Source organism: Ectothiorhodospira haloalkaliphila ATCC 51935 (assembly GCF_000633935.1).
In the GTDB taxonomy this organism is placed as follows: Bacteria; Pseudomonadota; Gammaproteobacteria; order Ectothiorhodospirales; family Ectothiorhodospiraceae; genus Ectothiorhodospira; species Ectothiorhodospira haloalkaliphila.
This window is the reverse complement of the sequence record NZ_KK214995.1, coordinates 259813-283200: the sequence shown is the minus strand read 5'-3', so window position 1 is coordinate 283200 and position 23388 is coordinate 259813. Positions and strand designations below refer to the sequence as shown.

Sequence of the window (23388 nt, the reverse complement as noted above, 5' to 3'; positions counted from 1 at the left end):
TCATGGTTGGTCGATTCGGCCGATCAGCCGGCGGATACCCGGCGCACCGAGAAGACATTGGCCACCGCACCGATCTTGTCCAGCACCTTGCTCAGTTGTGTGGTGTCGGTGATCTCCAGGGTGAGATCCATGGTGACGGTGTTTTCGGCCGGATCGGTCTGGGTGGCTGCGGAGAGGACATTGATCCGCTCATTCGCCAGCACCTGAGTGATGTCCCGGAGCAACCCCTGGCGGTCGAAGGCCTCCACAGTGACCTTGACCGGGTAGGCCTGGGTGTCCTCGCCCCAGGTGACCTCCACGAGGCGCGGACGCTCTTCCTCGGACATGCGCAGGATGTGCACGCAGTCGCGTCGGTGGATGGTGACTCCCTTGCCACGGGTGATGTAGCCAATCACCCGGTCCCCGGGTACCGGCCGGCAACAACCGGCCATTTGCGTCAGCAGGTTGCCCACACCCCGAATACGGATGCCCTTGTCGGTGGCCTTGTCTGCTGGCGGCGGGTGCCGGTGACGGCGACCCATCAGGGTCTCTTCCGGGGTGAGTTCGATGGGCACCTGCATGGCGCCAGCCAGTTGCGCGGGGGTGATCTCTCCGGAACCAATGGCCACCAGCAACTCATCCCGACCCGGCTGCTTGAAGCGGCGCATCAGTTCATCCATGTCCGGCGTGTTCACCCCCAGGCGCTGGGCTTCCCGCTCCAGCACGGCGCGCCCCTCGGACAGGTTCTTGTCGTGGTCCTGTTGCCGGAACCAACTGCGCGCCTTGGCCCGGGCCCGGGCAGTGCGCAGAAAACCCATGTTCGGGTTCATCCAGTCCCGGCTGGGCCCGCCGGACTGGCTGGTGAGTACCTCCACCCTCTCCCCGGAACGCAATTCGTAGGTAAGCGGCACGATGCGCCCATTCACCTTCGCACCCCGGCAGTGGTGTCCCACCTCGGTGTGAATGGTGTAGGCAAAATCCAGAGGGGTGGCCCCCTTGGGCAGGTCGATCACATCGCCACGGGGCGTGAGCACAAAGACCCGGTCATGGAACAGTTCATAGTGAAAATTCTCAAGCAGTTCCCGATCGTTATCCTGATTTTCAAGAAGTCGCCTGAGGGATGTGATCGCCCGTGACAAGGCCTGATCCTCGCGACCGCCCTCCTTGTAGCGCCAGTGGGCTGCCACCCCCAGTTCGGCAAACTCATTCATGCCGTGGGTGCGGATCTGCACCTCCACCACCTTGCCTTCCGGGCCGATGACCGCCGTGTGCAGGGACTGATAGCCATTATCCTTGGGGTTGGCAATATAGTCGTCGAACTCCTTGGGAATATGGGGCCAGGTGCTGTGCACCACGCCCAGCACGGCGTAGCAAGTAGACAGTCGGTCCACAATCACCCGGACGGCCCTGAGGTCATAAAGGTCCTCGAATTCCAGGTTCTTGCGCTGCATCTTTCGCCAAATGCTGTAGATATGCTTGGGTCGCCCCTGCACTTCCGCCTTGACGTCTTCCTCCCGCAGCGCCTTCCTGAGGTGCTCTGTGAAATCCATGATGTAACGCTCTCTTTCCGTGCGACTTTCCTCAAGCAGCTTCGCGATCCGGCGGTATTCCTTGGGCTCCAGAATCCGCAGGGAAAGATCCTCCATTTCCCATTTGAGCTGAGCCACGCCCAGGCGATTGGCCAGGGGTGCAAAGATCTCCAGGGTCTCGCGGGCAATGGCCCGGGCCAGATCATCCGGCTCGACAGCCAGCAGGCGCAGATGCTGGAGGCGATAGGCCAGCTTGATGAGCACGGCGCGCACATCGTCCACCATGGCCAGCAGCATGCGCCGGAGCCGTTCCGCCTGTTCCGGTGTACTTTCCACCTGGCTGGCGGAGCGCTTGAAGGTGGTGAGCAGATGCACATTGCGCACCAGACAGGCGACCGTATCGCCAAACTCCTCGCGGATGTGCTCGTCGCTGAGTGAACCGTCCAGATGTCCATCCAGCAGCAGGGCAGCGATCAGGGTGTCGTTATCCACTCCCAATACGCGCAGATTCTCGGCCACGTCCAGGCAATGGGGCTGTGAGCCGATACGCTCATGATCCCGCAGGGCATCCGCAACGGCTTTACCCAGGCGAAGCTCGGGGTTGGCGCCGTCCGTGGGCGCAAATCGCTCCAGCAACGCCTCTTGGGGTTGCTGGGCGAGAGGGGTCTTGTCGTATTGGGTATGACGCATGGGCGCAGAGTATATCCGGCATTGGGCGCGACGGGCGATGGGGCCCGCTCACCCCACCTGGCGCAACGTCAGCAACGGCGGCTGGCGCAGAACGGAACGGGCACCCAGCCAACCGGCCAGCCCCACCCCCAGGGCGCCGCCCCCCACACCCGCCAACCACAGCACGGGATTCACCGTGTAGGGTAGATCGAAGATCTCACGGGCCAGCACGATACCGACGGCACTGGCTCCCGCGCTCGCCAGCAGCCCGGCCAGCGCCCCCATGACCATGAACTCCGCCAGCAGGCCTGCCAGTATCTGTTTACGGCTGGCCCCCAGGGTGCGCAGCACGGCGCTCTCCCGGCGGCGCAGGTCGCGGGTGGCATGGATGGCGGCGAACAACACCGTCACACCGGCAGCCAGGGTGAACAGAAAGACGTATTCCACCGCCAGGCTGGCCCGGTCGATGATGTCACGTACCTGCTGCATGAGGGCCCTCACATCCAGCACGGTGATGCTGGGGAACTGGCGCACTGCCTCGGTCAGCATGCGCTGACCTGCCTCATCCATGTGGAAGCTGGTGATGTAGGTGGCCGGAAAATCCTCCAGCACCCCTGGCGACGAGAGCACAAAGAAATTGACGTTGAAGGAATCCCATTCCACGCCGCGCAGGTTGGTCACCGGTGCCCGCACCCGTTCACCGGCGATGCTGAACTCCAGGACGTCCCCCAGTTCGATCCCCAGGGTCTCGGCCAGACCTTCCTCCACGGAGAAGCCCGGTTCCGGGTCCTCCGGGTCCCACCACTGCCCCGCCACCACGCGGTTACCCGGCTGCAGGTCCCCGGCAAAAGAGAGATTGAACTCCCTTGTCACCAGACGCTCGGCCCTGGGGTTGGTGTAGTCCTCCGGGCGAACCGGTGCGTCGTTCATGGCCGAGAGCCGCCCCCGGATCATGGGGTAATACTCGGGTCTCTCCATGCCATGGCGCTCGAACAGGGCCTGCAGGGGTTCCACCTGATCCGGCTGGACATTGATCATGAAGTGATTGGGCGCCCCCTCGGGCAGGCTGCCCTCCCATTCCGAGAGCAAGTCCACACGTACCAGGGCCAGCAGCAGCAGCGCCATGATGCCCAGACCGAAGGCGGAGAGCTGCACGGCGCTCAGAGCACCACGCCGGGAGAGATTGGCCAGGCCAAAGCGCAGGGCCACCCCGCCCCGGCTGCGCAGGGGCGTGAGGGCCTTGACCAGGAGCAGCGCCGCCAGCCAGAGCACGGCAACGGTCACGGCCGCGCCGCCGAGCACGAAACCCGCCAGGCGCACATCCCCGGCCTGCCACAGCAGCAGCACACCCAGCGTGAGCATGGCCAGCCCCAGGACCAGCCACATGGCGGGTGGAGGGGCACCCAGATCCCGACGCAGCACCCGCAGTGGCGGCACCTGGCCGATGCGCAGCAAGGCCGGCAGGCCGAATCCCAGTGCCGTGATCAAGCCCACCCCCATGCCGGTGAATACCGGCCACAGGGAGGGCAGCGGCAGCTCGGTGGCAAACCAGCCCGACAGCAGCCAGGCCAGCACGCCCTGTGCCGCGAAACCCAGCACCAGGCCGACGGTGCTGGCCAGCAAGGCCAGCCAGAGCAGTCGCAGGGTGAACACCTGCAGGACGAAGCGTCGCGACGCCCCCAGGCAACGCATGACCGCGCTGGTATCCGATTGCCGGTCGCTGTAATGACGCGCCGCGACCGCCACCGCGCCCCCGGCCAGTAGTACCGCCACCAGGGCGGCCAGGCTCAGAAACTGTTCGCCCCGGGCAATGGCATTGCGCAGGGCGGGTTGGGCGTCGGCCACGGTTTCCAGGCGTTGGTTCTCGGCCAGCTCCGCAGAGGCCCATTCCCGGTAGCGGTTGATGGCAGCCTCATCCCCGGCCACCAGGAAACGATGATTCACCCGGCTGCCGGGAACGATCAGCCCGGTGGCTTCCAGGTCCTCCACGTTGAGCATCAATCGCGGCGCCAACTGGAAAAGGTCCCCGCCCCGGTCCGGCTCGTAGGTGAGCACCCGGGTGATGGACAGCGAGATCTCGCCCACCTCCAGGCTGTCACCCACGGACAGCTCCAGCAATTGCAGCAAGCGTGCCTCCACCCAGGCCTCGCCGGACCCGGGCACGGACCGGGTCTCCTGCTCCTCACCAAAGAGCGCCTCGCTCACGCGGGCTGTACCCCTCAGGGGCCAGCCATCGCTCACGGCCTTGAGCTCGGCCAGCTCTGAATCATCACCGGCCACCACCACGCTGGGGAAGCTCACGTAACGGGCCGTATCCAGACCCCGCTCGCGGGCCTCCCGGGCAAATTCACCGGGTATGGGCTGGGGCGAGGTGATGCTCAGATCTGCCCCCAACAGTTCCGTGGCCTGCAGGGACATGGCCCGTTGCACCCGATCGGTGAAAAAGCTCACCGAGGTGACGGCTGCCACTGCGATCACCAGGGCCAGTGCCAGGATGCGCAACTCCCCGGCTCGCCATTCGCGGCCCAGGGAAATCCAGGAGTAACGCAGCGCGCGGTTCATGCGGCCCCCAGAACGCCGTCGGTGATGCGGTAGCGCCGTTCACAGCGGCTGGCCAGATCCGGGTCATGGGTGACCAGCACCAGGGCCGTGCCATAAGCGGATTTCAGGTTGAACAGCAGCTGGATGATCTGATCGCCCGTCTGCTGATCCAGATTGCCCGTGGGTTCATCCGCAAACAGCACCTGGGGATGGGCGGCGAAGGCGCGGGCGATGGCCACCCGCTGCTGTTCACCTCCCGAAAGTTGACTGGGGTAATGATCCAGGCGTGGACCCAGACCCACCTGCTCCAGAGCTTCCCGGGCCCCGGCACGGGCATCGCCCTCGTGACCGGAGAGCTCCAGCGTGAGCATCACGTTCTCCAGGGCCGTCAGGGCTGGCAGAAGCTGGAAGGACTGGAAGACGAAGCCGACCCGACCGGCCCGCAACCCGGCCCGCGCATCCTCACTCAACCTGCCAAGATCCTGGTCCAGCAGGCGAACTTCTCCCCCGCTGGGGAGATCCAACCCCGCAAGCAGGCCCAGCAGCGTGGACTTGCCCGAACCCGAGGCTCCCAGGATGGCCACCGCCTCGGCAGGCGCCACATGCAAGTCCACACCCTTTAGAATGGACAATCTTCCGGCCGGGCCCATGACGGATTTAACGATACCGCTCGCGGAAACCACCGGGGCGGGAGAGTGAGAGACCATGAGATCAAGACTCCTTCTGATTGTGTTGCTGTTCCTGACGCCGGTCACGGCCAGCGTCGCGGATGAGCGTCCCACCCTGCTGGTGATAGGCGACAGCCTGAGCGCCGCCTACGGCATGCCCACGGATCAGGGCTGGGTGGCCCTGCTGGAATCCCGCCTGGTTGAACAGGGCCGGGATTTTCGTGTACTCAATGCCAGCATCAGCGGCGAGACCACCCGCGGTGGCCTGACCCGCCTGCCCCGGCTGCTGGAGCGTCATGAGCCTGAGTGGGTCATTCTGAGCCTGGGAGGTAACGACGGCCTGCGGCGTATCCCGCTGGAGGAGATGTCCCGCAATCTCCGTGAAATGATTGACCTCAGCCAGGATGCCGGCGCCCAGGTGTTACTGGTGGGCATTCAGGTACCGCCCAACTTGGGCAGACATTTCACCGAGAGGTTCCACCGGATCTATCACGATCTGGCCGCCGAGCATGATCTGCCCCTGGTCCCCTTCCTGCTGGAAGGCGTGGCGCTGGAGGAAGGGATGATGCAGTCCGACGGCATTCACCCCACCGCCAGTGCGCAGCCGGTGATGCTGGATACGGTCTGGAAGGTGCTGGGACCGGAACTGGATGGCTGACCCGAGCTGGTCAGCGTTCCACTTTTTCCAGCACCTGGGTGATCGTGTCGCCGCGACGATAGTACGGCGGGGGATTTTGCATGTCTTCAAGGGCCGCATCCCGCTCCTGGGCCGTCTCATACCAGCGAAAATGCTCCCAGCCCTCCCCCAGCAGATGTGACGCCGACAGGGTGTCACCCTGGGGCAGGGTAATGCGAATGCCAAATCGCTTCACGAGGCACGCTCCTCCGGGTTGGTGGATCCGATCAATAGCCTGCTGGGCAGCTCGCCCACATGGAGCATCTGCAGGTCCGGCCCAGGCCCACCGGGCCATTTCATGCCATGGGTGTTCACCCAGGCGGTGCGCATTCCCACGCGCGCCGCGCCGCGCACATCCCGCTCAGGATCATCTCCCACGTGAAGCGCCTCGTGGGCGGCCACGGCGGCTTCGTCCAGGGCCGCGGTAAAGATCTCGGGCGATGGCTTGGCATGGCCAGCCCCCGCGGCGGTCACCACAAAGTCGAAATACTGGCCGATGCCGATGTAATGCACGTCCGCGTTGCCATTGGTGATGGCACCGATGGTGTAATGGTGACGCAGCCTGTCCAGGGTTTCGAGGACATCATCGTAGAGGGCCACCTGGTTCCGGGCTTCCCAGAAGACCCGAAAGCCCGGTTCCACCAAGGCATCATCGTAACCGTATTCCACCGCCAGGGCGGCCAGCCACTGCTTGCGCAGGGAGGTGAGATCATGATGCAGGTGGGCTCGGGGGCGGAACCACCGCTGGCGATGGTCGATCATCGCCTTCAGGTTCATGCGCCGGGTGATGCCCGGATAATGGGCGCCAAGCCAGTCATGGAAGGTGCGTTCAGCATTCTGGATCACCGGGGCACAGGCCCAGAGGGTGTCATCCAGGTCGAAAGTGATGCAGCGCAAGGTCATGGGTGTCAGTTTACACGGAATCGATCCATGGCATGACTCAGATCCGCCGCCAACCGCGAGAGTTCCTGAGCGGCACTGGCGATCTCACCCGAGCCGCTGGACACATCATGGCCCACCTCGCTGATGCGCACCACGTTGCGGTTGATATCCTCCGCCACGGCACTTTGTTCTTCGGCGGCACTGGCAATCTGGGTGCTCATGTCATTGATGGTGCCCACGGCCTGGACGATGGAGGCCATGGAGCGATCGGCCATGGCGGCACCTTTCGAGGTCTCCTCCGCCCGCTTGAGGCCCGAGTTCATCACGGCCACGGCATTGCGCGTGCCACCCTGGAGCGCCTTGATCATCTCCTCGATCTCGAGGGTTGATTTCTGGGTGCGACTGGCCAGGGTCCGCACTTCGTCGGCCACCACCGCAAACCCCCTGCCCTGTTCTCCTGCCCGGGCTGCCTCGATGGCCGCGTTCAGGGCCAGCAGATTGGTCTGTTCCGCCACGCCCTGGATCACATCCAGCACGGCGCCAATCTTTTCGCTGTCCGCCTCCAGTTTCTGGATGACCTCGGCCGCCCTGCGGATCTCATCGGAGAGGTCCTGGATGGCCTGGATGGCCTGGGCCGACACCTGCTGGGCCTCACCGGCCTCCTGGTTCACCTGCTGAGCCGCCTGGGAGGCGTCGGCGGCGTTGCGAGCCACCTCCACCACGGTGGTGGTCATCTCGTTCATGGCCGTGGCCACCTGCTCGGTCTGGTTCTGCTGCTGATCCACGCGTTGCCGGGTTTCGCCGGTCACGGCCGTCAACTCCTCAGCGGCCGAGGCCACCTGCGTGGTGGCACCGGTGACCTGACCGATGATGCCTCGGACACTCTCCACCATCTGGTTGAAACCTCTGGCAACCCGGGTCAGTTCATCGTGTCCGGATTCGGCCACCTTGATGGTGAGATTGCCCCTGGCCATCTCCCGGCTCGCCCGGTCCAGTTCATCCACCGCGCCGGTGATGCGCCGGATCACCATGAGGGCAATTCCCGAGGAGATGATGATGACCACCAGCAGAGCCGCGATCATGCCGTTGCGGGTGTTCTGGTACTGGCTCAGGGCCCCCTCATGGATGGCCCGGGAGACATCCATCTGCAGGCTCATCAAATCGGCGAGAGTGGCATTGACGGCCTCGGCACGGGGTGTGACCTGCTCCTGCAGGAGGGCATCGGCCCGCTCCAGGTGAAAGCTTCTCAGGGCTTCCGTGGCCGGGGTCATGGCCTGTTCCTCCAGCCCTGCCAACTGTTCTGCCAGGCGGTCCGCCAGTTGTTGCTCCCTGGGGGTGAGGTAGGTCTCCAGATAATCGCGCCAGATCTGATTTCTCTGCTGATTGCTGGCCTCGATGCCCTCGATGGCGGCCTCGATATTGTCGAGATTGGGGTTGTGCAGGGCAATCAGCAGGTGCGCGCGGTTGTTCGCCAGTGTGTTGCCGATCTGGCTCAATTGATCCATGGGGATCACGCGATCCTGGTAAATGGTGTTCAACTGGGCATGGTTCTGGTACATCCCTGCAAGCCCCACCGCCGCCAGGATCACCATGAACACCAGGGCCAGCCCGGTCATGGCCATCAATTTCATTCGAATGGTCAAACGCGACCCCATCTGCACTCCCTCCCACTGCAGTGCCTTCCCTCGCGGTAGGCTCACTGTCGAACTGACTTTGAATGGGCCCTTTGCCCAGACATGATGACCCGCCAAGGCTGCCACTTTCGTCCAGCCCTTGCATGGCTTTATAGCGTCTGTTCGATGGAATGCTTGAATGCCCCGACACGGGGTCAACTGCTACACTCAGTCGCTCACCATGCGAGACATTGGAGGTACACAACCCATGAAAACCATGACCAAAGCCCTGATTGCCGGCCTGGCCCTCACCCTGTCCGTCGGAACGGTCTCGGCGGCCGATCCGGAGGATGCCATTGACTATCGTCAGGGGGTCTTCCAGGTGTTCAAGTGGAACATGGGGCCGCTGGGCGCCATGGCTCAGGGGGACATCCCGTTCGATCGAGAGCTGGCTGCCAAGCATGCCGGGCAATTGGATCGGGTGGCCGACATGCCCTGGCAGGGCTTCACCGAAGGTTCGGACCTTGGCAACACCGACGCCATGCCCGAGGTGTGGATGAACCGGGAGGCCTTCGACGAAAAGGCCGCCGACTTCGAGCAGGCCAGTGCTCGCCTGGTTGAGTTGATCACTGAAGAGGCGGGTGAGCGGGATATCCGCCGTCAGATCGGTGCCGTGGGCCAGAGCTGCCGCTCCTGCCACGACGATTTCCGCATGTAACTGCCGCCCCCAGTCCCCGCCTCATCTCCCCGGAGAGGAGAAAGGGGCCATGCTCATGAGCCCCTCCCCCCTTTGGGGGAGAGGGGTTGGGGGGAGGGGAAGGAAAACCCACTATGGCAGATAAGTCACCGCCCCCCAGACCCCAGCCGCCGACACCCCCAGTGCCACCAGGGCCCACCATGGACTGGCAAACCGTACGCCCGAGGCCTCGCCCCGAGCCACCCACTTGCGCCCGGTGATCATGGGGCCCACCAGGTTGTCCCGCTTGATGAGCCAGTACAGGAACACCGCCAGCACATGAATGCCAATCACGATCAACAACAGATCGAAGTTGGATTTATGCAGACTGGTGAGGGTGTTGCTGGTGGATGACGAGACCATGCGTGCAAAGGGCCCCCGGGTAAAGATCTGATCATTGGCAAACAAACCGCTGATGCCCTGAAACAGCAGCAGGCCCAGCATCAGCATCACCGACCACCCGCCCAGGGGGTTATGCCCGGTATAGGTTGGAGACTTCCCCCGGAACAGATCCCGCAGATACCGGAAGACGGTTACCGGACCGGCCAGAAAATCGCTGAATCGCGATGAACGCGTACCCAACACCCCCCATATGATGCGAAACAGAAGCAAGGCCAGGAGCGTGTAGCCCAGCCACATATGCCATTTCATGGTCATGACGTCCTGGCTTGTGTACCACAGGCCAATGAGCAGCGGCACCAACAACCAGTGGAAGATGCGGGTCGGTAGATCCCAGATCGGGATACGCTTACGGGAAACATCCGGATAATCATGATCCTGCATGGCTTACCTCGACAATTGACCCAGTGTCAGACGCTCAATAGGCGGTCATTTCCACAAAACCGCGTCCCGCCGGCTCCCCGGCTTCGAAGACATCCACGGCCCCCTCCCAGTAGCGTACCGTCAGGTCCATTTCCTGATCCTCACGCACGGCACGGATCTCCAGGTCGCGTTCCTGTTCCAGCAGACGCAGACGCCAGGCCACCGGATAAGTGCTGCCGGCGGGACTGGTCCAGGTCCTGAGCACCTGCAGTTCAAAGGCGTCATGGGGGATCACCTGATGCTGGCTGTCCGGTTCCACCCACAGGCCCTTGCTCAAGGGATCCACACCGCCGTCTTCCAGACGCAACTCGTAGACCATCACATCATGCCCGTCATCCAGTTGCAGGGAAAACCAGTCCCACCCCACCTGGCTCTCTCCCAGCACACTGGTGCTCCATTCCCGGTCCATCCACGACAGACCACTCACCGAGTACTCACGCCCCCCCAGGCTGAGGGTACCCTCGGTATCGAGGCGGGTCATGGAAAAATAGTATGAGGCATTGCCCGGTTCCGGAGACTTCTGACTCAACCCCCTGTCCCCCTGGAAGACCTTGTCCTTGAGCGGCTCCAGGCGAAGGTCCAGGGCCAGATCTCCCTCGGCGGCCACCAGCCGCCAGGGGAAGTCGTTACCCGCCTCGGCGCCCAGTTCCCAGTCGTCCAGCCAGACACGAAACGGATCCAGCTCCGCCCCGGCCAGGCCGGCGGCCCCACGGGAAAAACGCTCCAGGGCCCGGTGCCGGTCGCCGTTCACGTCGGTCACCGCCAGGTGTGCCATCCAGCCCTGATTGGTGGCCCAGGTGGATTCGGATTCCGGCGGTGTGGGCGACAGGGCGAACCGGAAGAAGGTGATCTGAAATCCGAAACGACGGCCTTCTGCGTCGTCCAGGTTACCGGTGACATACCACCATTCGTTTCGGTACTCCGGATGGGCGACATGATCCTGGGGAAAGCGGAACTCCCGGGGCTCCACGGCCCGGGCGTAGCCTTCCATGTCATCCCCTCCCAGGGCCTGGGAAACGGCCAGGGTGTCATCTTCCCGATCCGGCTGCCCTTCCCCGCACCCCATCAGCCACAACACCGTCAGCAGGGTCACCCCCACTACTGACCATCGTCGGATCATCATCACTCCTCCCTCAGATGTTCAGCCGGTCGGGCACGCGCCATCCGCAACCCCGGATAGATCCCGGCCAGCAGGGCTGCCAGCAGCGCCAGCCACAACCCTTCCATCAGAACCCGTGGGGATACATCGTGCTGCATGCTCCAGCCAAACGAGCGCAGATTGATCACCTCGATCAATACCTGGGACATGAGCAATCCCAGCGGCATGGCCAGGAGCCCCGCCGCCAGACCCAGCAGACCGCTTTGCAGCGCGACCATACCCCCCAGCTCACCGGGCGTGACACCCGTGGCACGGAGCACGGCATTCTCCTTGGAGCGCTCCATCTGCAGGGCCATCAGGGCACTCAGGATGCCGATGAAGGCCACGCCCACCGTGAGCAGGCGCAGGATGTGAGTGATGGCAAAGGTTCGGTCGAAGATATCCATGGACATCTCGCGGATCTCACCGCTGGCAGTCACCAGCACCGGCGCCTCCAGATCGGCCACCGCGGCGCGTATGTCCTCCAGGGCAGGATCAAGAGCGATGCCGTCCCGCAGATAGATACCCAACGAGGCCACTCCAGGGTCGTCCCAGTAACGGTCATACAGTGCCCGATGCACGGTCACCAGGCCACGGTCCGAGCCGTATTCCTGCACCACGCCAACGATGGTGAACTCCCGTGGCCCGCGATCCGTGCGCAGGGTCAGGGTGTCGTTCAGCCCCAGCGACAGGCGCCAGGCCAGGGGCTCGGAGATGAGCACGGCATCCTGGTTCTCCAGGGCCTGCCAGGCGGTGGCCCCATCACCTGCCCGGTAGCGATAACCCTCGGGGGTACGCGGTGCCGGGTCCACGGCCATCACTTCCACGGTGCCCTGGGGCGAATGGACATGGACGCGACGGGCCGTACTCACGGTTTCCACCGCCTCCAGAGCCTCGACCCGGGATCGGGCATCGTCCGGCAGGGTGGGATTGACACCCACCCCGGAACGTCCCGGTGCGCTCACATAGACGTCACTTTGCAGGGTCTGGCCCAGCCACACATCCACCGTGGTGCGAAAACTCTCCACCATCACGCCCACACCGATGGTGGCCGATACGGCCAGGGCCAGGGCAGCTGTGGCAGGCCCCGCCCGGCTCATCCCGGCACTGACCCCGCGGGCCGACAGGCGCCCCACGGCACCAAAGGTCGCCCCCATGGGCCCGGTCAGACTCCGGGCCAGCATCAGCAAGGCCGGCGGGATCAGCAGGGCATACCCCAGAATCAGCAGGAACAGGGCGGCAAACCCCAGCAACAGACTCTGACTGGGCCATTGCACCAGGATCCAGCCCAGACCCATCAGGATCAGGCCAGCCCCGATCAGCCAGGGCATCAGACGCCCCACGCCCCGCTCCAGCGTGGAGCGACTCAGGGCATCCCGGGGCGAGATTCGCGCCGCCTCCCAGGCGGGTCCCAGGGCAGCCGCCAGTGTGGCAGCAATACCCAGCAGCAACCCCTTGAGCACCACCCAAAGGGTGAGATGCAACTCGGTCACCGTGAGCACGAAATACATGTCGGATACGGTGCGCGTGACCATCTGCAGCAGGAACTGCCCGATCAGCGTGCCGGCCAGCAATCCCAGCACGGAGCCGACCAGGCCCACCAGCAGGGCCTCGGTCATCACCAGGCGAAACAGCTCGGCACCGGTCATGCCCTGCATGCGCAAGGTGGCCAACAGACGGCGGCGCCGGAGCACCGAGAAGATCATGGTGTTATAGATGAGAAAGGTCCCCACCAGCAGGGCCAGAAGACTCATGGCAGTGAGATTGATGTGAAAGGCCCGGGACATCTGCAACGTGGCCTCGTTGCGGCTTTGGGTTGCCATCACTTCAGCTCCCTCGGGCAACAGGGTCCGCAGGCGCTCCAGGGCCTGATCGTCGGGCAGGATCAGGTCGATGCGGTCCAGTTGCCCGAGGCGCTGCAGCAGCACCTGCGCATGAGCGATGTCGGCCAGCATGATGCCATCCAGACCGGGCTCGTCGGTGTCCAGGACCGAACGCAGGGTGACGGTTTCCTCCCGCCCCCGGATGCTCAGGGTGAAGCGGTCCCCCGATTCCAGGTCCAGTCTGGCGGCGGTCCGGGCGCTGAGCATGACGGCATCGACATCCGTCACCAGGGCGCTCACGCCTTCGCCACGGATTCCATCGGCGTAGTCCCGAAACGGGGCCTCGGCAAAGGGCTCCAGCCCCAGCAGGGTGAAGGTTTCGCCCCGGGTCTGGACGTGACCTTCCACCACCGGAGCGCTCTCGCGAAAACCCTGCCGGCGCAGCTGGGCATACAGGGTCTCATCCAGCCCCGCAGGCCCCCCCAGTACCTGGTGGGTGGCCCGACCGGTCACGGTTTCCAACGACATTTCGAAGGCTCGGGAGGCGCTGGAGTTGGCGATGTCCACAGCCACCACGATGGCCACGCCCAGGGCCACCCCCAGGATGGAAAACAAGATGTTCCAGGGCCGCTTGCGGTGGTCCCGGATCAGGGCCTTGGCCAGCAGCGTCATGGGGTGTTGTCCGTCGGCGTGATATGGCCTTCACTCAGGGTCCACACCCGATCGGCGATGGCGGCCATCTCCTGGCTGTGGGTCACCATGACCAGGGTGCGTCCCTGATCCCTGACCAGATCCCGCAGCAGACTGATGATCCGGGCGCCGGTCTCCGCATCCAGATTACCGGTGGGCTCGTCCGCCAGCAGCAGGGCAGGTTCATGGGCCATGGCCCGCACCATGGCGACCCGTTGCTGTTCCCCCCCGGAGAGTTCGTCGGGAAAGGCCTGTGACCGATGGCCCAGTTCCACCAGGTCCAGCAGGTGTTTCACCCGTTCACCCCGCTCTCGACTCCCCACGCCATTGAGCTCCATGGGCAGGGCCACGTTCTCGGCCACGGTCAGGGTGGGGATGAGATTGAAGAACTGGTAAACGAAACCCACTTCACGGCGACGGAACAGGGTGCGCTCCCGCTCGCTCATGGTATCCAGCCGCCGGGCATGCACATGGATCTCCCCGGTATCGGGGCGATCGATGCCGGCCAGCAGGTTGAGCAGGGTGGATTTACCGGACCCGGAGCGCCCCACCAGGGCCACGATCTCGCCGGCCTGCACCCGGGCGTCCACCTTGTCGAGGACCGTGCGACGCTGGTGGCCTTCCGTGTAGTGCTTGCTCACCTGGGTGAGTTGAAGCAGTGGGGGGGATGTTTTTGCCTGCGGTTGTGTGGGTGTGTCCATGATCATCCAAGCGTATGTTTTATTCGGGCCCCGGGGCTTACCCTGTCACCACATGCTCCACCACCAGTTGCGCCGTGCAGGCCCCGCGGAATTCATTGGCATCCAGACGATAGGCCAGATGGACCTGCTCCTGGCCTTCGGGCCATTCCTCGGGATCGATATTGAAGGCCACCGCATTCACCCGTACCGAGCCGTCCACCGGCTGAAGGGTCAGGCGCAGGTGACGACCATCCCCCAGGGGGCGGCGCTCCCGTATATGGAACACGCCATCGAACAAGGGTTCCGGGAAGCCCTGCCCCCAGGGGCCGGCAGCGCGCAGGCGCTCGGCCGTCTCCAGATTGAGTTCATGATCAAAGAGGGGGCCGTCGCTGTGAATGACCCCCTCCAGATCGCGCGGGTCCATGGTCTCGCGCACGGTGTCCTCGAAGGCCTCCCGGAACGGCTTGAGATGATCCTCGGGCAGGCTCAGGCCAGCCGCCATGGCATGCCCTCCGAATCGGCCGATGAGTCCCGGATGACGGGTGGCGATAGCCTCCAGGGTGTCGCGGATATGCAGGCCGGGGATGGAGCGGGCAGACCCCTTGAGCGTGCCCTCCTCTGCCCGGGCAAAGGCGATCACCGGGCGATGTACCCGGTCCTTGATGCGCGAGGCCAGGATGCCGATCACTCCCTGATGCCAGTCGGGCTCGTAGAGACACAGCCCGTGCCACCGGTTAAGTTCAGGATGTTCGGCCAGCAGGGTTTCCAGCGTGATCAGTGCTTGCTCCTGCATGTCCTTTTCCACCTCACGGCGTTCCCGGTTCAGGTCATCCAGGGTCTGGGCCAGGATGCGGGCCTGGGCGGGGTCATCGGTCAGCAGGCATTCAATACCGATGGACATGTCATCCATGCGTCCGGCAGCATTCAGGCGCGGACCCACCGCAAATCCCACGTCCGAGGCCACCACCCTGGCGGGATTGCGCCCGGCCACTTCCAGCAGGGCCCGGATGCCGGGTACGGCACGTCCGGCCCGCATGCGCCGCAGACCCTGATCCACCAGTATGCGGTTGTTGCGATCCAGGGGCACCACGTCGGCCACCGTGCCCAGGGCCACCAGGTCCAGCAAATCCGCCAGGTTGGGCTGTGCCAGGCCGCGTCGGGTAAACCAGTCCGTGGCGCGCAACCGGGCGCGCAGTGCGGCCATCACATAAAAGATCACCCCCACCCCGGCCAGTGACTTGCTGGGAAATTCATCACCCGGGAGGTTGGGATTCACCAGGGCATCGGCAGGTGGCAGATCCTGGCCGGGCAGGTGGTGATCCGTGATCAACACCTTCATGCCCGCCGCCCGAGCGGCGGCCACCCCGTCCAGGCTGGAGATGCCGTTGTCCACGGTGATGAGCAACCGGGGTTCGCGCTCCCGTGCCACGGCGACGATCTCCGGGGTGAGCCCATAGCCGTATTCAAAGCGATTGGGCACCAGGTAATCCACCCGGGCCGCCCCCATGGCCCGCAGGGCCCGCAGCGCAAGGGCAGTGCTGGTGGCGCCATCGGCGTCGAAGTCTCCCACCACGAGGATCGACCAGCCCTCTTCCAGTGCCTGGTGCAGCAGGGCACTGGCAGTCTCGACTCCGGACAGCGACTGGGTGGGGGCCAGGCCTGTCAGCGCATGATCCATCTGCGCCGGGTCCTGGATACCCCGGTGCGCATAGAGGCGGGTGAGCAGGTCGGCCCCCTGAGGGGTTTCGCTGGGGCGCTGCAGTCGTCGGTGGGCCTTCATCGGGTTTCTCCTCCCAGCAGATCATTCAAGGAGCGGGGACGACGCCAGAACTGCCAGCGCGCTGTGGGGCCAAGAGCGGCGATCGAGCCATCCCCGGCATGCAACTGAAGACTGCGCACCCTACCCTGCTGGACGGCCTTGAGAAGCGGCTCGAACCATGCCCGCTCAAGAGCCTCCATCCCCATTCTCCAGGCCTCGATGTCGTCGTAGGCGGCTGCCGCCCATACGTCTTCCAGGACCACCAGGCGCTCTTCCTCAGCGCTGGTTTCCAGCAAGGCGTCAGCACCTTCCGTGAGCCGCTGGCAGGGTACCCGGCCCCACTGGCACAGCCCCTCAAGCAACCGACCCTGCCCGAATACGGCGGCCAGCGGGGCCTGGGCAGGTGCCGATGGCAGGGGGTCCTCTCCCCAGATCCACAGACTGTTGATGGGATGACGGCCCCGCCCTTCCCGCTCCTGATTCACCGGGGCGGGATACAGCAGCATCTGGAGCTCATTCAAATCCTGCAGCCACGCATTGGCGTGGGGGCCCTTCCTGGGCAAGAGTCGGCCAACGCGTTGGCCGACCGCCGCAGACAGCGGCTGGGTTTCCAGGCCCGGATCCGCATCGTCGGGGAGATGAATATGCCAGTGATCAGGCGCCGAGGCCTTCAGTGTCCAGGGGCGATGTGCGAAATGTTCGTTCACCAGCGTCGCCAGTGCCTCGGCCTCAGGCGATGACAGATTCAGTTGGGAGGCCTCCGTCAGCACCAGGTCGTCGATGCCCGCCTCCAGGTACACGGGTTCTGCACACAGCCAGCGGCCGGTGAGCGGTTCGTCGGGATGGCAGGCCATGCGTGTCAGGGCCCCGGCGGGGATGCCGTCGCTGATACCAAAGAGCCGACACAAGGCAGTCTCGCGGGGCAGGCCCCGGGAGGGATGCAGATCCCCTCTGGACAACAGCCATTCAAGCGCCGGATAGCGTCCCACCTCCCCATAGGATGCGAGCCATTCCGGCACCTTGTGCAGCAGACCGGGGATGAACAGGTGCAGTACGGGTTGGGTCACGGCGGCTCCTGATGAATGCGCGGGATAAGGGGCGCGGATCTATTTGCCGGGCTGTTCAATCCTGTCCGGGTTGGCCCAGCGCGCCAGCACAAAGGCCAGCACGATCGCCGGTATGCCGATCAGGGCCGAGGAGATGAAGAACCAGAACCAGTCAATATGCTCCACCAGCACGCCGGTGAATCCGGCCAGGAACTGCCCGGGCAGTGTCATCAGGGAGCTGAACAGGGCGTATTGCGTTGCCGTATAGGCGGTATTGGTCAGGCTGGAGAGATAGGCGATGAACACGGAGATGGCCAGTCCACCACTGATGTTGTCGGCCATGATGGCCAGCACCAGACCATAGGTCTCGGGGCCGAGCATGGCCAGCAAGGAGAAGGTCAGATTGGTTATCGGGGCCAGAAATGCGGTGAAGATGAGCATGCGCATGATGCCGTAGCGCACCACCAGCAGGCCGCCCAGGGCCGCCCCCGTGAGCGTCATGGCCAGCCCGAAGGCGGCGGCCACATTGGCGATCTGGGTCTTGGTGAAACCCAGGTCCAGATAGAAGGGATTGGCCATCACTCCCATGAAGATATCGCTGATGCGGAAGGTGCCGATGAACAAGAGGATCAGCAACGCCACCCACCCAAAGCGTTTCATGAAATCGGCAAAGGGGCAGATCACCGCACCGATGAACCAGGCGGTCAGGCCTCGACGCCAACCCTGGTGTCGGGTGCGCTGCAGATAGTCCACCACCCGCTGCTCCATGCGTTGGGTGGTCCGATCCACGGTGACCTCGGGTTCGCGGATGATGAGCGTGGTGATCAGCCCGACCCCCATGAGCAGCCCCATCACCCCATAGGCAATGCTCCAGTTACCCACGGCAGCCAGGTGCAGGGCACCCGCGCCGGCGGCCAGCAGGGCCACCCGATAGCCAAAGATGTAGGAGGCTGCCATGGCGCCCTGCCGATCCCGGGTGACTGCCTCGATGCGGTAGGCATCAATGGCGATATCCTGGGTGGCGGAACCAAAGGCGGCCAGCACGGCCCAGACCGCCACAAGCCAAAGATGTTGGGTAGGATCGGTCAGGGCCATGCCCAGCAACGAACCACCGATCACCGCCTGCGCCAGGAGCATCCAGGCCCTGCGCCGACCGAACCAGCGGGTGAGCAGGGGCAGTTCCAGCCGATCCACCACGGGGGCCCAGAAGACCTTGATGGAATGGGCCATGCCCACCCAGCTGAGAAAGCCGATGGCCGCCAGCTCCACCCCCAGGTCCCGCAACCAGGCGGTGAACGTGCCGCCCACCAGCAGCAGCGGCAGACCCGCGGCAAATCCCAGGAACAGCATGCCGATCACCCGGGGATGGCGATAGACGGCAAAGGCACTGCGCCAGCTGCGTTGCGTATGAGGGGTATGCATCAGGGGCCGAATCAAAAAAGCCCGGCAAGGCCGGGCTTTTTGAGGACTTTTGGTCGGGGCGAGAGGATTTGAACCTCCGACCACCTGCACCCCATGCAGGTGCGCTACCAGGCTGCGCTACGCCCCGAAAGAGTGCCGCATTATAGGGAACTCAGGTCGGTTTGGGAAGGGGCTCTACCGGCCTATTTATGCTCCCCGGACTGAGGTGGTTTCTGCTTGAGGATCTGCAGTACTTCCTCCAGCTCGATGCGCATCTGGCGGATGATCTGCTGGCTCTGGGTGGTATCTTCCCTGGCCTCCTGGCCGGAGAGCTTCTGCCGGGCCCCACCGATGGTATAACCCTGCTCATAGAGCAGACTGCGGATCTGGCGAATCAGGATGACATCCTGACGCTGGTAGTAACGACGGTTACCGCGGCGCTTGACCGGTTTGAGGGAGGGGAACTCCTGCTCCCAGTAGCGCAGCACATGGGGCTTGACCCCGCATAATTCGCTGACCTCGCCGATGGTGAAATAGCGCTTGCCGGGAATGGCCGGCAGCTCGCTGTTATTGCCCGCTTCCAGCATAGGACTCAACCCTCGCCTTGAGTTTTTGCCCGGGGCGGAAAGTCACCACGCGGCGGGCGGATATGGGAATCTCTTCGCCTGTCTTGGGATTTCGCCCGGGACGCTGGTTCTTGTCGCGGAGGGTGAAATTGCCAAAGCCCGACAATTTCACCTGCTCGCCGCGCTCCAGCGCCGTGCGCACTTCCTCAAAGAACAACTCAACGAGTTCCTTGGCCTCACGCTTGTTGAGCCCCAACTCATCGAAGAGTTGCTCCGCCATTTCCGCCTTGGTCAGTGCCATTGCTCAAGCCCTGAGGGTCGCCCCAACCTCTTCTTGTAATTTATCCACGACAGCAGTAATCATGTCGTCCACCTGACTGTCGGTTAGAGTGCTGGATAAATCCTGTAAAATCAAGCCCAAAGCCAGGCTTTTTCTTCCTTCAGGTACGCCTTTTCCGGTATACACATCGAACAGGCTCACCTGCTGAAGGGCGCTGTAGTCCATGGACTCGATCACCTGCACCACCCGGGCGGCGGGCACGGCCTCATCCACCAGTATCGCCAGGTCCCGACGGATGGCCGGGAACCGGCTCTGGCCCCGGAATGTGGGCACCGCACCCCTGCTGATGGCCTCCAGCTTCAACTCGAACAAATACATGCTGATGTCCAGGTCCAGCCAGTCTTCCAGGTCCGGGCTCAGAGTGCCTGCCCAACCGATGATCTGGCCATCCAGGCGCAACTCGGCGGACTGACCAGGATGCAGGGCCGGATGCTCACAGGCCTGCCATTCCACGCGCCGGTCAAGGCCAGCCAGCCCCAGCAGGGACTCCACATCCCCCTTCATGTCGAAGAAGTCGGCGGTGCGGTCCGGCTGTCCCCACTGATTCGGCCATGCCGGGCCACAGACCAGCCCTGCGATCATCTTTTCCTGTTTGAGCTCATTGCCTTCGGGTACAAAGCTCAGGCCGATTTCGAACAGGCGCAAGCGGTCCTGCTGGCGATTGAGATTGTACTGCGCCGCCTTCACCAGCCCCGGCCACAAACTGGTCCGCATCACGGCCAATTCCGAGGAGATGGGGTTGGCGAGCTTCAACGGGGTCACGGCCGGAGCAAAGCGGGCTTGCCAGGCCTGATCCACAAAGCTGAAGGTCACTGCCTCCAGATAGCCCAGATCCGTCAGACAGGCACGCATGCGACGCGGCGGCACCCGCGCCTCGTCCAGCCAGGTCACCTGGGGTTGTACTGCAGGCAGTTGAGTGGGCAGATCATCGTAACCGTGTACCCGGGCGATCTCTTCCACCAGGTCTGCCTCGATGGCCAGGTCGAAACGGAAAGACGGGGGTGTGACCTGCCAGGACGTCTGCGCATCGGTTACCTGGCAGCCCAGACGGGTCAGGATCTCCTGCATGGCCTGCGTGCTGATGTTCGCACCCAGCAACTCATTGGTCCGCACAGGCCGAAAGTCGATCGTGGCTCGCACCGGAAGATGTCCTTCACTCTCTGCCACCTGCGCGGGCCCCGGCTGCCCTCCAGCAATCTCGCAGAGCAGCTGCGTGGCACGTTCCAGGGCCCGGGACGGCAGCTCAGGATCCACGCCCCGTTCAAAGCGATGGGAGGAATCGGTATGCAAACCATGGTGACGGGCCCGGCCTGCCACCGCCATGGGGGCAAAGTGGGCTGATTCCAGGAAAACATCCCGGGTCGCGTCGGTCACACCACTGGCCGCGCCCCCCATGATGCCCGCCAGGGCCAGGCACTTCTCCTCATCGGCGATCACCAGATCATCACCGCTCAGGGTGAGATCCTTCTCGTCCAGGAGCTTGAGTGCTTCGCCCTCATGGGCGCGGCGCACGATGAGGGTGCCCCGCAATACCGACAGATCGAAGGCATGCATGGGCTGACCCAGTTCCAGCATCACGTAATTGGTCACATCCACCAGGGGCCCCAGGCTGCGGAGGCCAGCGCGGCGCAGCCTTTCCTGCATCCAGATGGGCGTGGCTGCGGTGGCATCCACACCACGCACCACCCTGCCAGCGTAACGGGGGCAGTCCGCGGGAGCATCCAGGCGCACCGGGAAAATGTCATCGCAGGCTGCCGCAACCGGCGTGGTTTCCACGGCCTTGAGTGGCTTCCTCGTCAGGGTGGCCACCTCACGGGCGACCCCCGACAGGCTCAGGCAATCAGCCCGGTTGGGAGTCAGGTCCACCTCAAGAATCTGGTCATCCAGGCTGAGGAGTTCGCGCAGGTCCTGCCCCACGGGCGTATCCGCCGGCAATTCCATCAGGCCCTCGCTGGCCTCGGACAGGCCCAGTTCACGGGCAGAACAGAGCATCCCGTGGGACGGGGCACCCCGCAGCTTGACCTTCTTGAGCTTGAAATCATTGGGCAGCGTGGCACCCACAGGCGCAAAGGGAACCTTCATCCCCTCGTGCACATTGGGGGCACCGCAGACCACGGGTATCGGTTCGCCGCCGCCATCGTTCACCAGGCACAGGCGCAGTTTATCGGCGTCCGGGTGCTGCTTCACGGAGAGCACCTGCCCCACCACCACCCCGGCAAACGAAGCAGCCGCCGGTTCGATGGCATCCAGTTCCAGGCCGGCCATGGTCAGGCGATGCCCCAGTTCTTCCACGGTCAGGCCATGGTCCACCCACTGGCCGAGCCAATGATTGCTGATTCTCATGAATGACTACCCTTTAAACTAGACGAACTGGCGCAGGAAGCGGACGTCGTTATCGAAGAACAGACGCAGGTCGTTCACGCCGTAGCGCAGCATGGCCATGCGTTCCACCCCCAGGCCGAAGGCAAAGCCGGTGTAGCGTTCGCTGTCGATGCCCACATGCTCAAAGACATTGGGATGCACCATGCCGCAGCCCATGACTTCCAGCCAGCCGGTGTGCTTGCACACCCGGCACCCGTTTCCGCCGCAATGCACGCACTGGATGTCCACTTCAGCCGATGGCTCCGTGAAGGGGAAATAGGAGGGCCGAAAGCGGGTTTGCAGGTCGTCCTGCTCGAAAAAGGCTTTCAGGAAGGCATCCAGCACGCCCCGCAACTGGGCAAAGGTGACGCCCTCATCCACCAGCAATCCTTCCACCTGGTGGAACATGGGGCTGTGGGTAAGATCGGAGTCGCAACGATACACGCGCCCTGGCGCAATGATGCGAAGCGGCGGGGCCTGTCCCTCCATCACCCGCACCTGCACCGGTGAGGTGTGGGTGCGCAGCAGGGTGCCAGCGTCGAAATAGAAGGTATCGTGCATCGCCCGGGCCGGGTGATGCGAGGGAATATTGAGGGCCTCGAAGTTGTGGTAGTCGTCCTCCACCTCCGGGCCTTCGGCGACATGGAAACCAAACTGCCCCAGCAATTGCTCCATGCGTTCAATGGTCAGCGTGACCGGATGCAGACCCCCCGGCTCCTGGCGACGTCCCGGCAGGGTGACATCCACTGTCTCGGAGGCCAGGCGTGCCTCGCGGGCGGCAGCTTCCAGCACACTGCGCTGCTGATCCAGAGCCTGATTGACCAACTGCTTGGCCTGGTTGATGGCCTGCCCCGCCTGCTTGCGGTGTTCCACCGGCAGGGATCCGAGGGTCTTGAGTTGCTCGGTGATCACGCCCTTCTTGCCCAGAAAGTGGACGCGCAGGTCTTCGAGATTGCGCAGATCCTTGGCGCCCTTGATGGCATTGAGCGCCGCTTCGGTCAGTTTGGAGAGGGATTCCACGTGATGCTTTCCGTCGTTGGCAGTGAAAACAAAAAAGGGGAAAGGCAAGGCCTTTCCCCTTTTACGTCGCGCGCCCCCTGAGGGTGCAAATTAAAGGGCAGCCTTCGCCTTTTCGGCAATGCGACCGAAAGCGGCAATGTCATGCACGGCCAGGTCGGCCAGCACCTTGCGGTCGATTTCGATACCAGCCTTGTCCAGGCCGTGAATCATGCGGCTGTAGGACAGGTCGAACTGGCGGGCGGCCGCGTTGATACGGGCAATCCACAAGGCGCGGAACTGGCGCTTGCGCTGACGACGGTCGCGATAGGCATACTGACCGGCCTTGGTGACGGCCTGGACAGCAACGCGATAGACGTTACCACGGGCACCATAGTAACCCTTCGCCTTCTTCAGCACCTTTTTGTGCCGGGCGTGGGCGGTTACACCTCTTTTGACTCGGGGCATCTCTC

The 23388-nt window shown here is 63.9% G+C and carries 20 protein-coding genes and 1 tRNA gene; 2 read left to right on the top strand and 19 right to left on the bottom strand.

The window, feature by feature from the left end:
• Positions 1–23: 23 nt before the first annotated feature.
• The 3 genes from relA to ECTHA_RS0101315 are packed head-to-tail and all read right to left on the bottom strand — an operon-like array spanning position 24 to position 5425.
• Positions 24–2198 carry a GTP diphosphokinase gene (gene relA, locus ECTHA_RS0101325; RefSeq protein WP_025281370.1) on the bottom strand — a complete coding sequence of 725 codons (2175 nt, stop codon included), beginning with the start codon at positions 2196–2198 and terminating at the stop codon, positions 24–26.
• 48 nt (positions 2199–2246) lie between these two features.
• Positions 2247–4739: an ABC transporter permease gene (locus ECTHA_RS0101320; RefSeq protein ID WP_025281369.1), complete on the bottom strand. Its 2493-nt coding sequence runs from the start codon at positions 4737–4739 to the stop codon at positions 2247–2249.
• Complete coding sequence (locus ECTHA_RS0101315) at positions 4736–5425, bottom strand: ABC transporter ATP-binding protein (protein ID WP_025281368.1); 690 nt, start codon at positions 5423–5425, stop codon at positions 4736–4738. The genes ECTHA_RS0101320 and ECTHA_RS0101315 overlap by 4 nt, the downstream gene beginning before the upstream one ends.
• Here ECTHA_RS0101315 and ECTHA_RS0101310 point away from each other — a divergent pair.
• A complete protein-coding gene (locus ECTHA_RS0101310; protein ID WP_025281367.1) occupies positions 5424–6044 on the top strand; it encodes an arylesterase in 621 nt (206 codons plus the stop codon). The genes ECTHA_RS0101315 and ECTHA_RS0101310 overlap by 2 nt on opposite strands.
• A 10-nt stretch (positions 6045–6054) precedes the next feature.
• Here the strand turns inward: ECTHA_RS0101310 and ECTHA_RS0101305 are convergent, their stop codons facing one another.
• Genes ECTHA_RS0101305 through ECTHA_RS0101295 form a run of 3 tightly spaced genes read right to left on the bottom strand, consistent with a single transcriptional unit; the run spans position 6055 to position 8599 of the window.
• Positions 6055–6258: a hypothetical protein gene (locus tag ECTHA_RS0101305; RefSeq protein WP_025281366.1), complete on the bottom strand. Its 204-nt coding sequence runs from the start codon at positions 6256–6258 to the stop codon at positions 6055–6057.
• Positions 6255–6965, bottom strand: a complete 711-nt coding sequence (locus ECTHA_RS0101300; RefSeq protein ID WP_025281365.1) for an HAD family hydrolase — start codon at positions 6963–6965, stop codon at positions 6255–6257. Before ECTHA_RS0101300 ends, ECTHA_RS0101305 begins: the two co-directional genes overlap by 4 nt.
• 5 nt (positions 6966–6970) lie before the next feature.
• A complete protein-coding gene (locus ECTHA_RS0101295) occupies positions 6971–8599 on the bottom strand; it encodes a methyl-accepting chemotaxis protein (RefSeq protein WP_025281364.1) in 1629 nt (542 codons plus the stop codon).
• A gap of 226 nt (positions 8600–8825) precedes the next feature.
• On the opposite strand from ECTHA_RS0101295, the gene ECTHA_RS0101290 reads away from it, so the two are divergent.
• The gene (locus ECTHA_RS0101290; RefSeq protein ID WP_025281363.1) at positions 8826–9275 is read left to right on the top strand and encodes a c-type cytochrome; all 450 of its coding nucleotides are present in this window, start codon (positions 8826–8828) and stop codon (positions 9273–9275) included.
• 111 nt (positions 9276–9386) lie between these two features.
• Here ECTHA_RS0101290 and ECTHA_RS16500 read toward each other — a convergent pair whose 3' ends face one another.
• The 13 genes from ECTHA_RS16500 to rplT form a co-directional block, all read right to left on the bottom strand.
• The gene (locus ECTHA_RS16500; RefSeq protein WP_025281362.1) at positions 9387–10076 is read right to left on the bottom strand and encodes a cytochrome b/b6 domain-containing protein; all 690 of its coding nucleotides are present in this window, start codon (positions 10074–10076) and stop codon (positions 9387–9389) included.
• Positions 10077–10110: 34 nt separating this feature from the next.
• Entirely contained in the window at positions 10111–11238 is a 1128-nt protein-coding gene (locus tag ECTHA_RS0101280; protein WP_025281361.1) for a lipocalin-like domain-containing protein, read from the bottom strand.
• On the bottom strand, positions 11238–13748 hold the full coding sequence (locus tag ECTHA_RS0101275) for an FtsX-like permease family protein (RefSeq protein WP_025281360.1): 2511 nt from the start codon (positions 13746–13748) through the stop codon (positions 11238–11240). Before ECTHA_RS0101275 ends, ECTHA_RS0101280 begins: the two co-directional genes overlap by 1 nt.
• Positions 13745–14467 carry an ABC transporter ATP-binding protein gene (locus ECTHA_RS0101270; RefSeq protein WP_051582537.1) on the bottom strand — a complete coding sequence of 241 codons (723 nt, stop codon included), beginning with the start codon at positions 14465–14467 and terminating at the stop codon, positions 13745–13747. Before ECTHA_RS0101270 ends, ECTHA_RS0101275 begins: the two co-directional genes overlap by 4 nt.
• A gap of 37 nt (positions 14468–14504) precedes the next feature.
• Positions 14505–16226, bottom strand: coding sequence for a single-stranded-DNA-specific exonuclease RecJ (gene recJ / locus ECTHA_RS0101265; protein ID WP_025281358.1), 1722 nt, complete (start codon positions 16224–16226; stop codon positions 14505–14507).
• Complete coding sequence (locus ECTHA_RS16495; RefSeq protein ID WP_035368910.1) at positions 16223–17272, bottom strand: hypothetical protein; 1050 nt, start codon at positions 17270–17272, stop codon at positions 16223–16225. The genes recJ and ECTHA_RS16495 overlap by 4 nt, the downstream gene beginning before the upstream one ends.
• A gap of 39 nt (positions 17273–17311) precedes the next feature.
• Complete coding sequence (locus ECTHA_RS0101255) at positions 17312–18673, bottom strand: AmpG family muropeptide MFS transporter (RefSeq protein WP_029762369.1); 1362 nt, start codon at positions 18671–18673, stop codon at positions 17312–17314.
• Between the two features lie 50 nt (positions 18674–18723).
• Positions 18724–18800, bottom strand: a tRNA-Pro gene (locus ECTHA_RS0101250).
• A gap of 55 nt (positions 18801–18855) precedes the next feature.
• Positions 18856–19239 carry a MerR family transcriptional regulator gene (locus ECTHA_RS0101245; RefSeq protein ID WP_025281357.1) on the bottom strand — a complete coding sequence of 128 codons (384 nt, stop codon included), beginning with the start codon at positions 19237–19239 and terminating at the stop codon, positions 18856–18858.
• The gene (ihfA, locus tag ECTHA_RS0101240; RefSeq protein WP_025281356.1) at positions 19220–19519 is read right to left on the bottom strand and encodes an integration host factor subunit alpha; all 300 of its coding nucleotides are present in this window, start codon (positions 19517–19519) and stop codon (positions 19220–19222) included. Before ihfA ends, ECTHA_RS0101245 begins: the two co-directional genes overlap by 20 nt.
• Before the next feature lie 3 nt (positions 19520–19522).
• Positions 19523–21901: a phenylalanine--tRNA ligase subunit beta gene (pheT, locus tag ECTHA_RS0101235; protein WP_025281355.1), complete on the bottom strand. Its 2379-nt coding sequence runs from the start codon at positions 21899–21901 to the stop codon at positions 19523–19525.
• A gap of 18 nt (positions 21902–21919) precedes the next feature.
• A complete protein-coding gene (gene pheS / locus ECTHA_RS0101230) occupies positions 21920–22939 on the bottom strand; it encodes a phenylalanine--tRNA ligase subunit alpha (protein WP_025281354.1) in 1020 nt (339 codons plus the stop codon).
• Positions 22940–23029: 90 nt separating this feature from the next.
• Entirely contained in the window at positions 23030–23383 is a 354-nt protein-coding gene (gene rplT / locus ECTHA_RS0101225; RefSeq protein WP_025281353.1) for a 50S ribosomal protein L20, read from the bottom strand.
• Positions 23384–23388 lie beyond the last annotated feature (5 nt).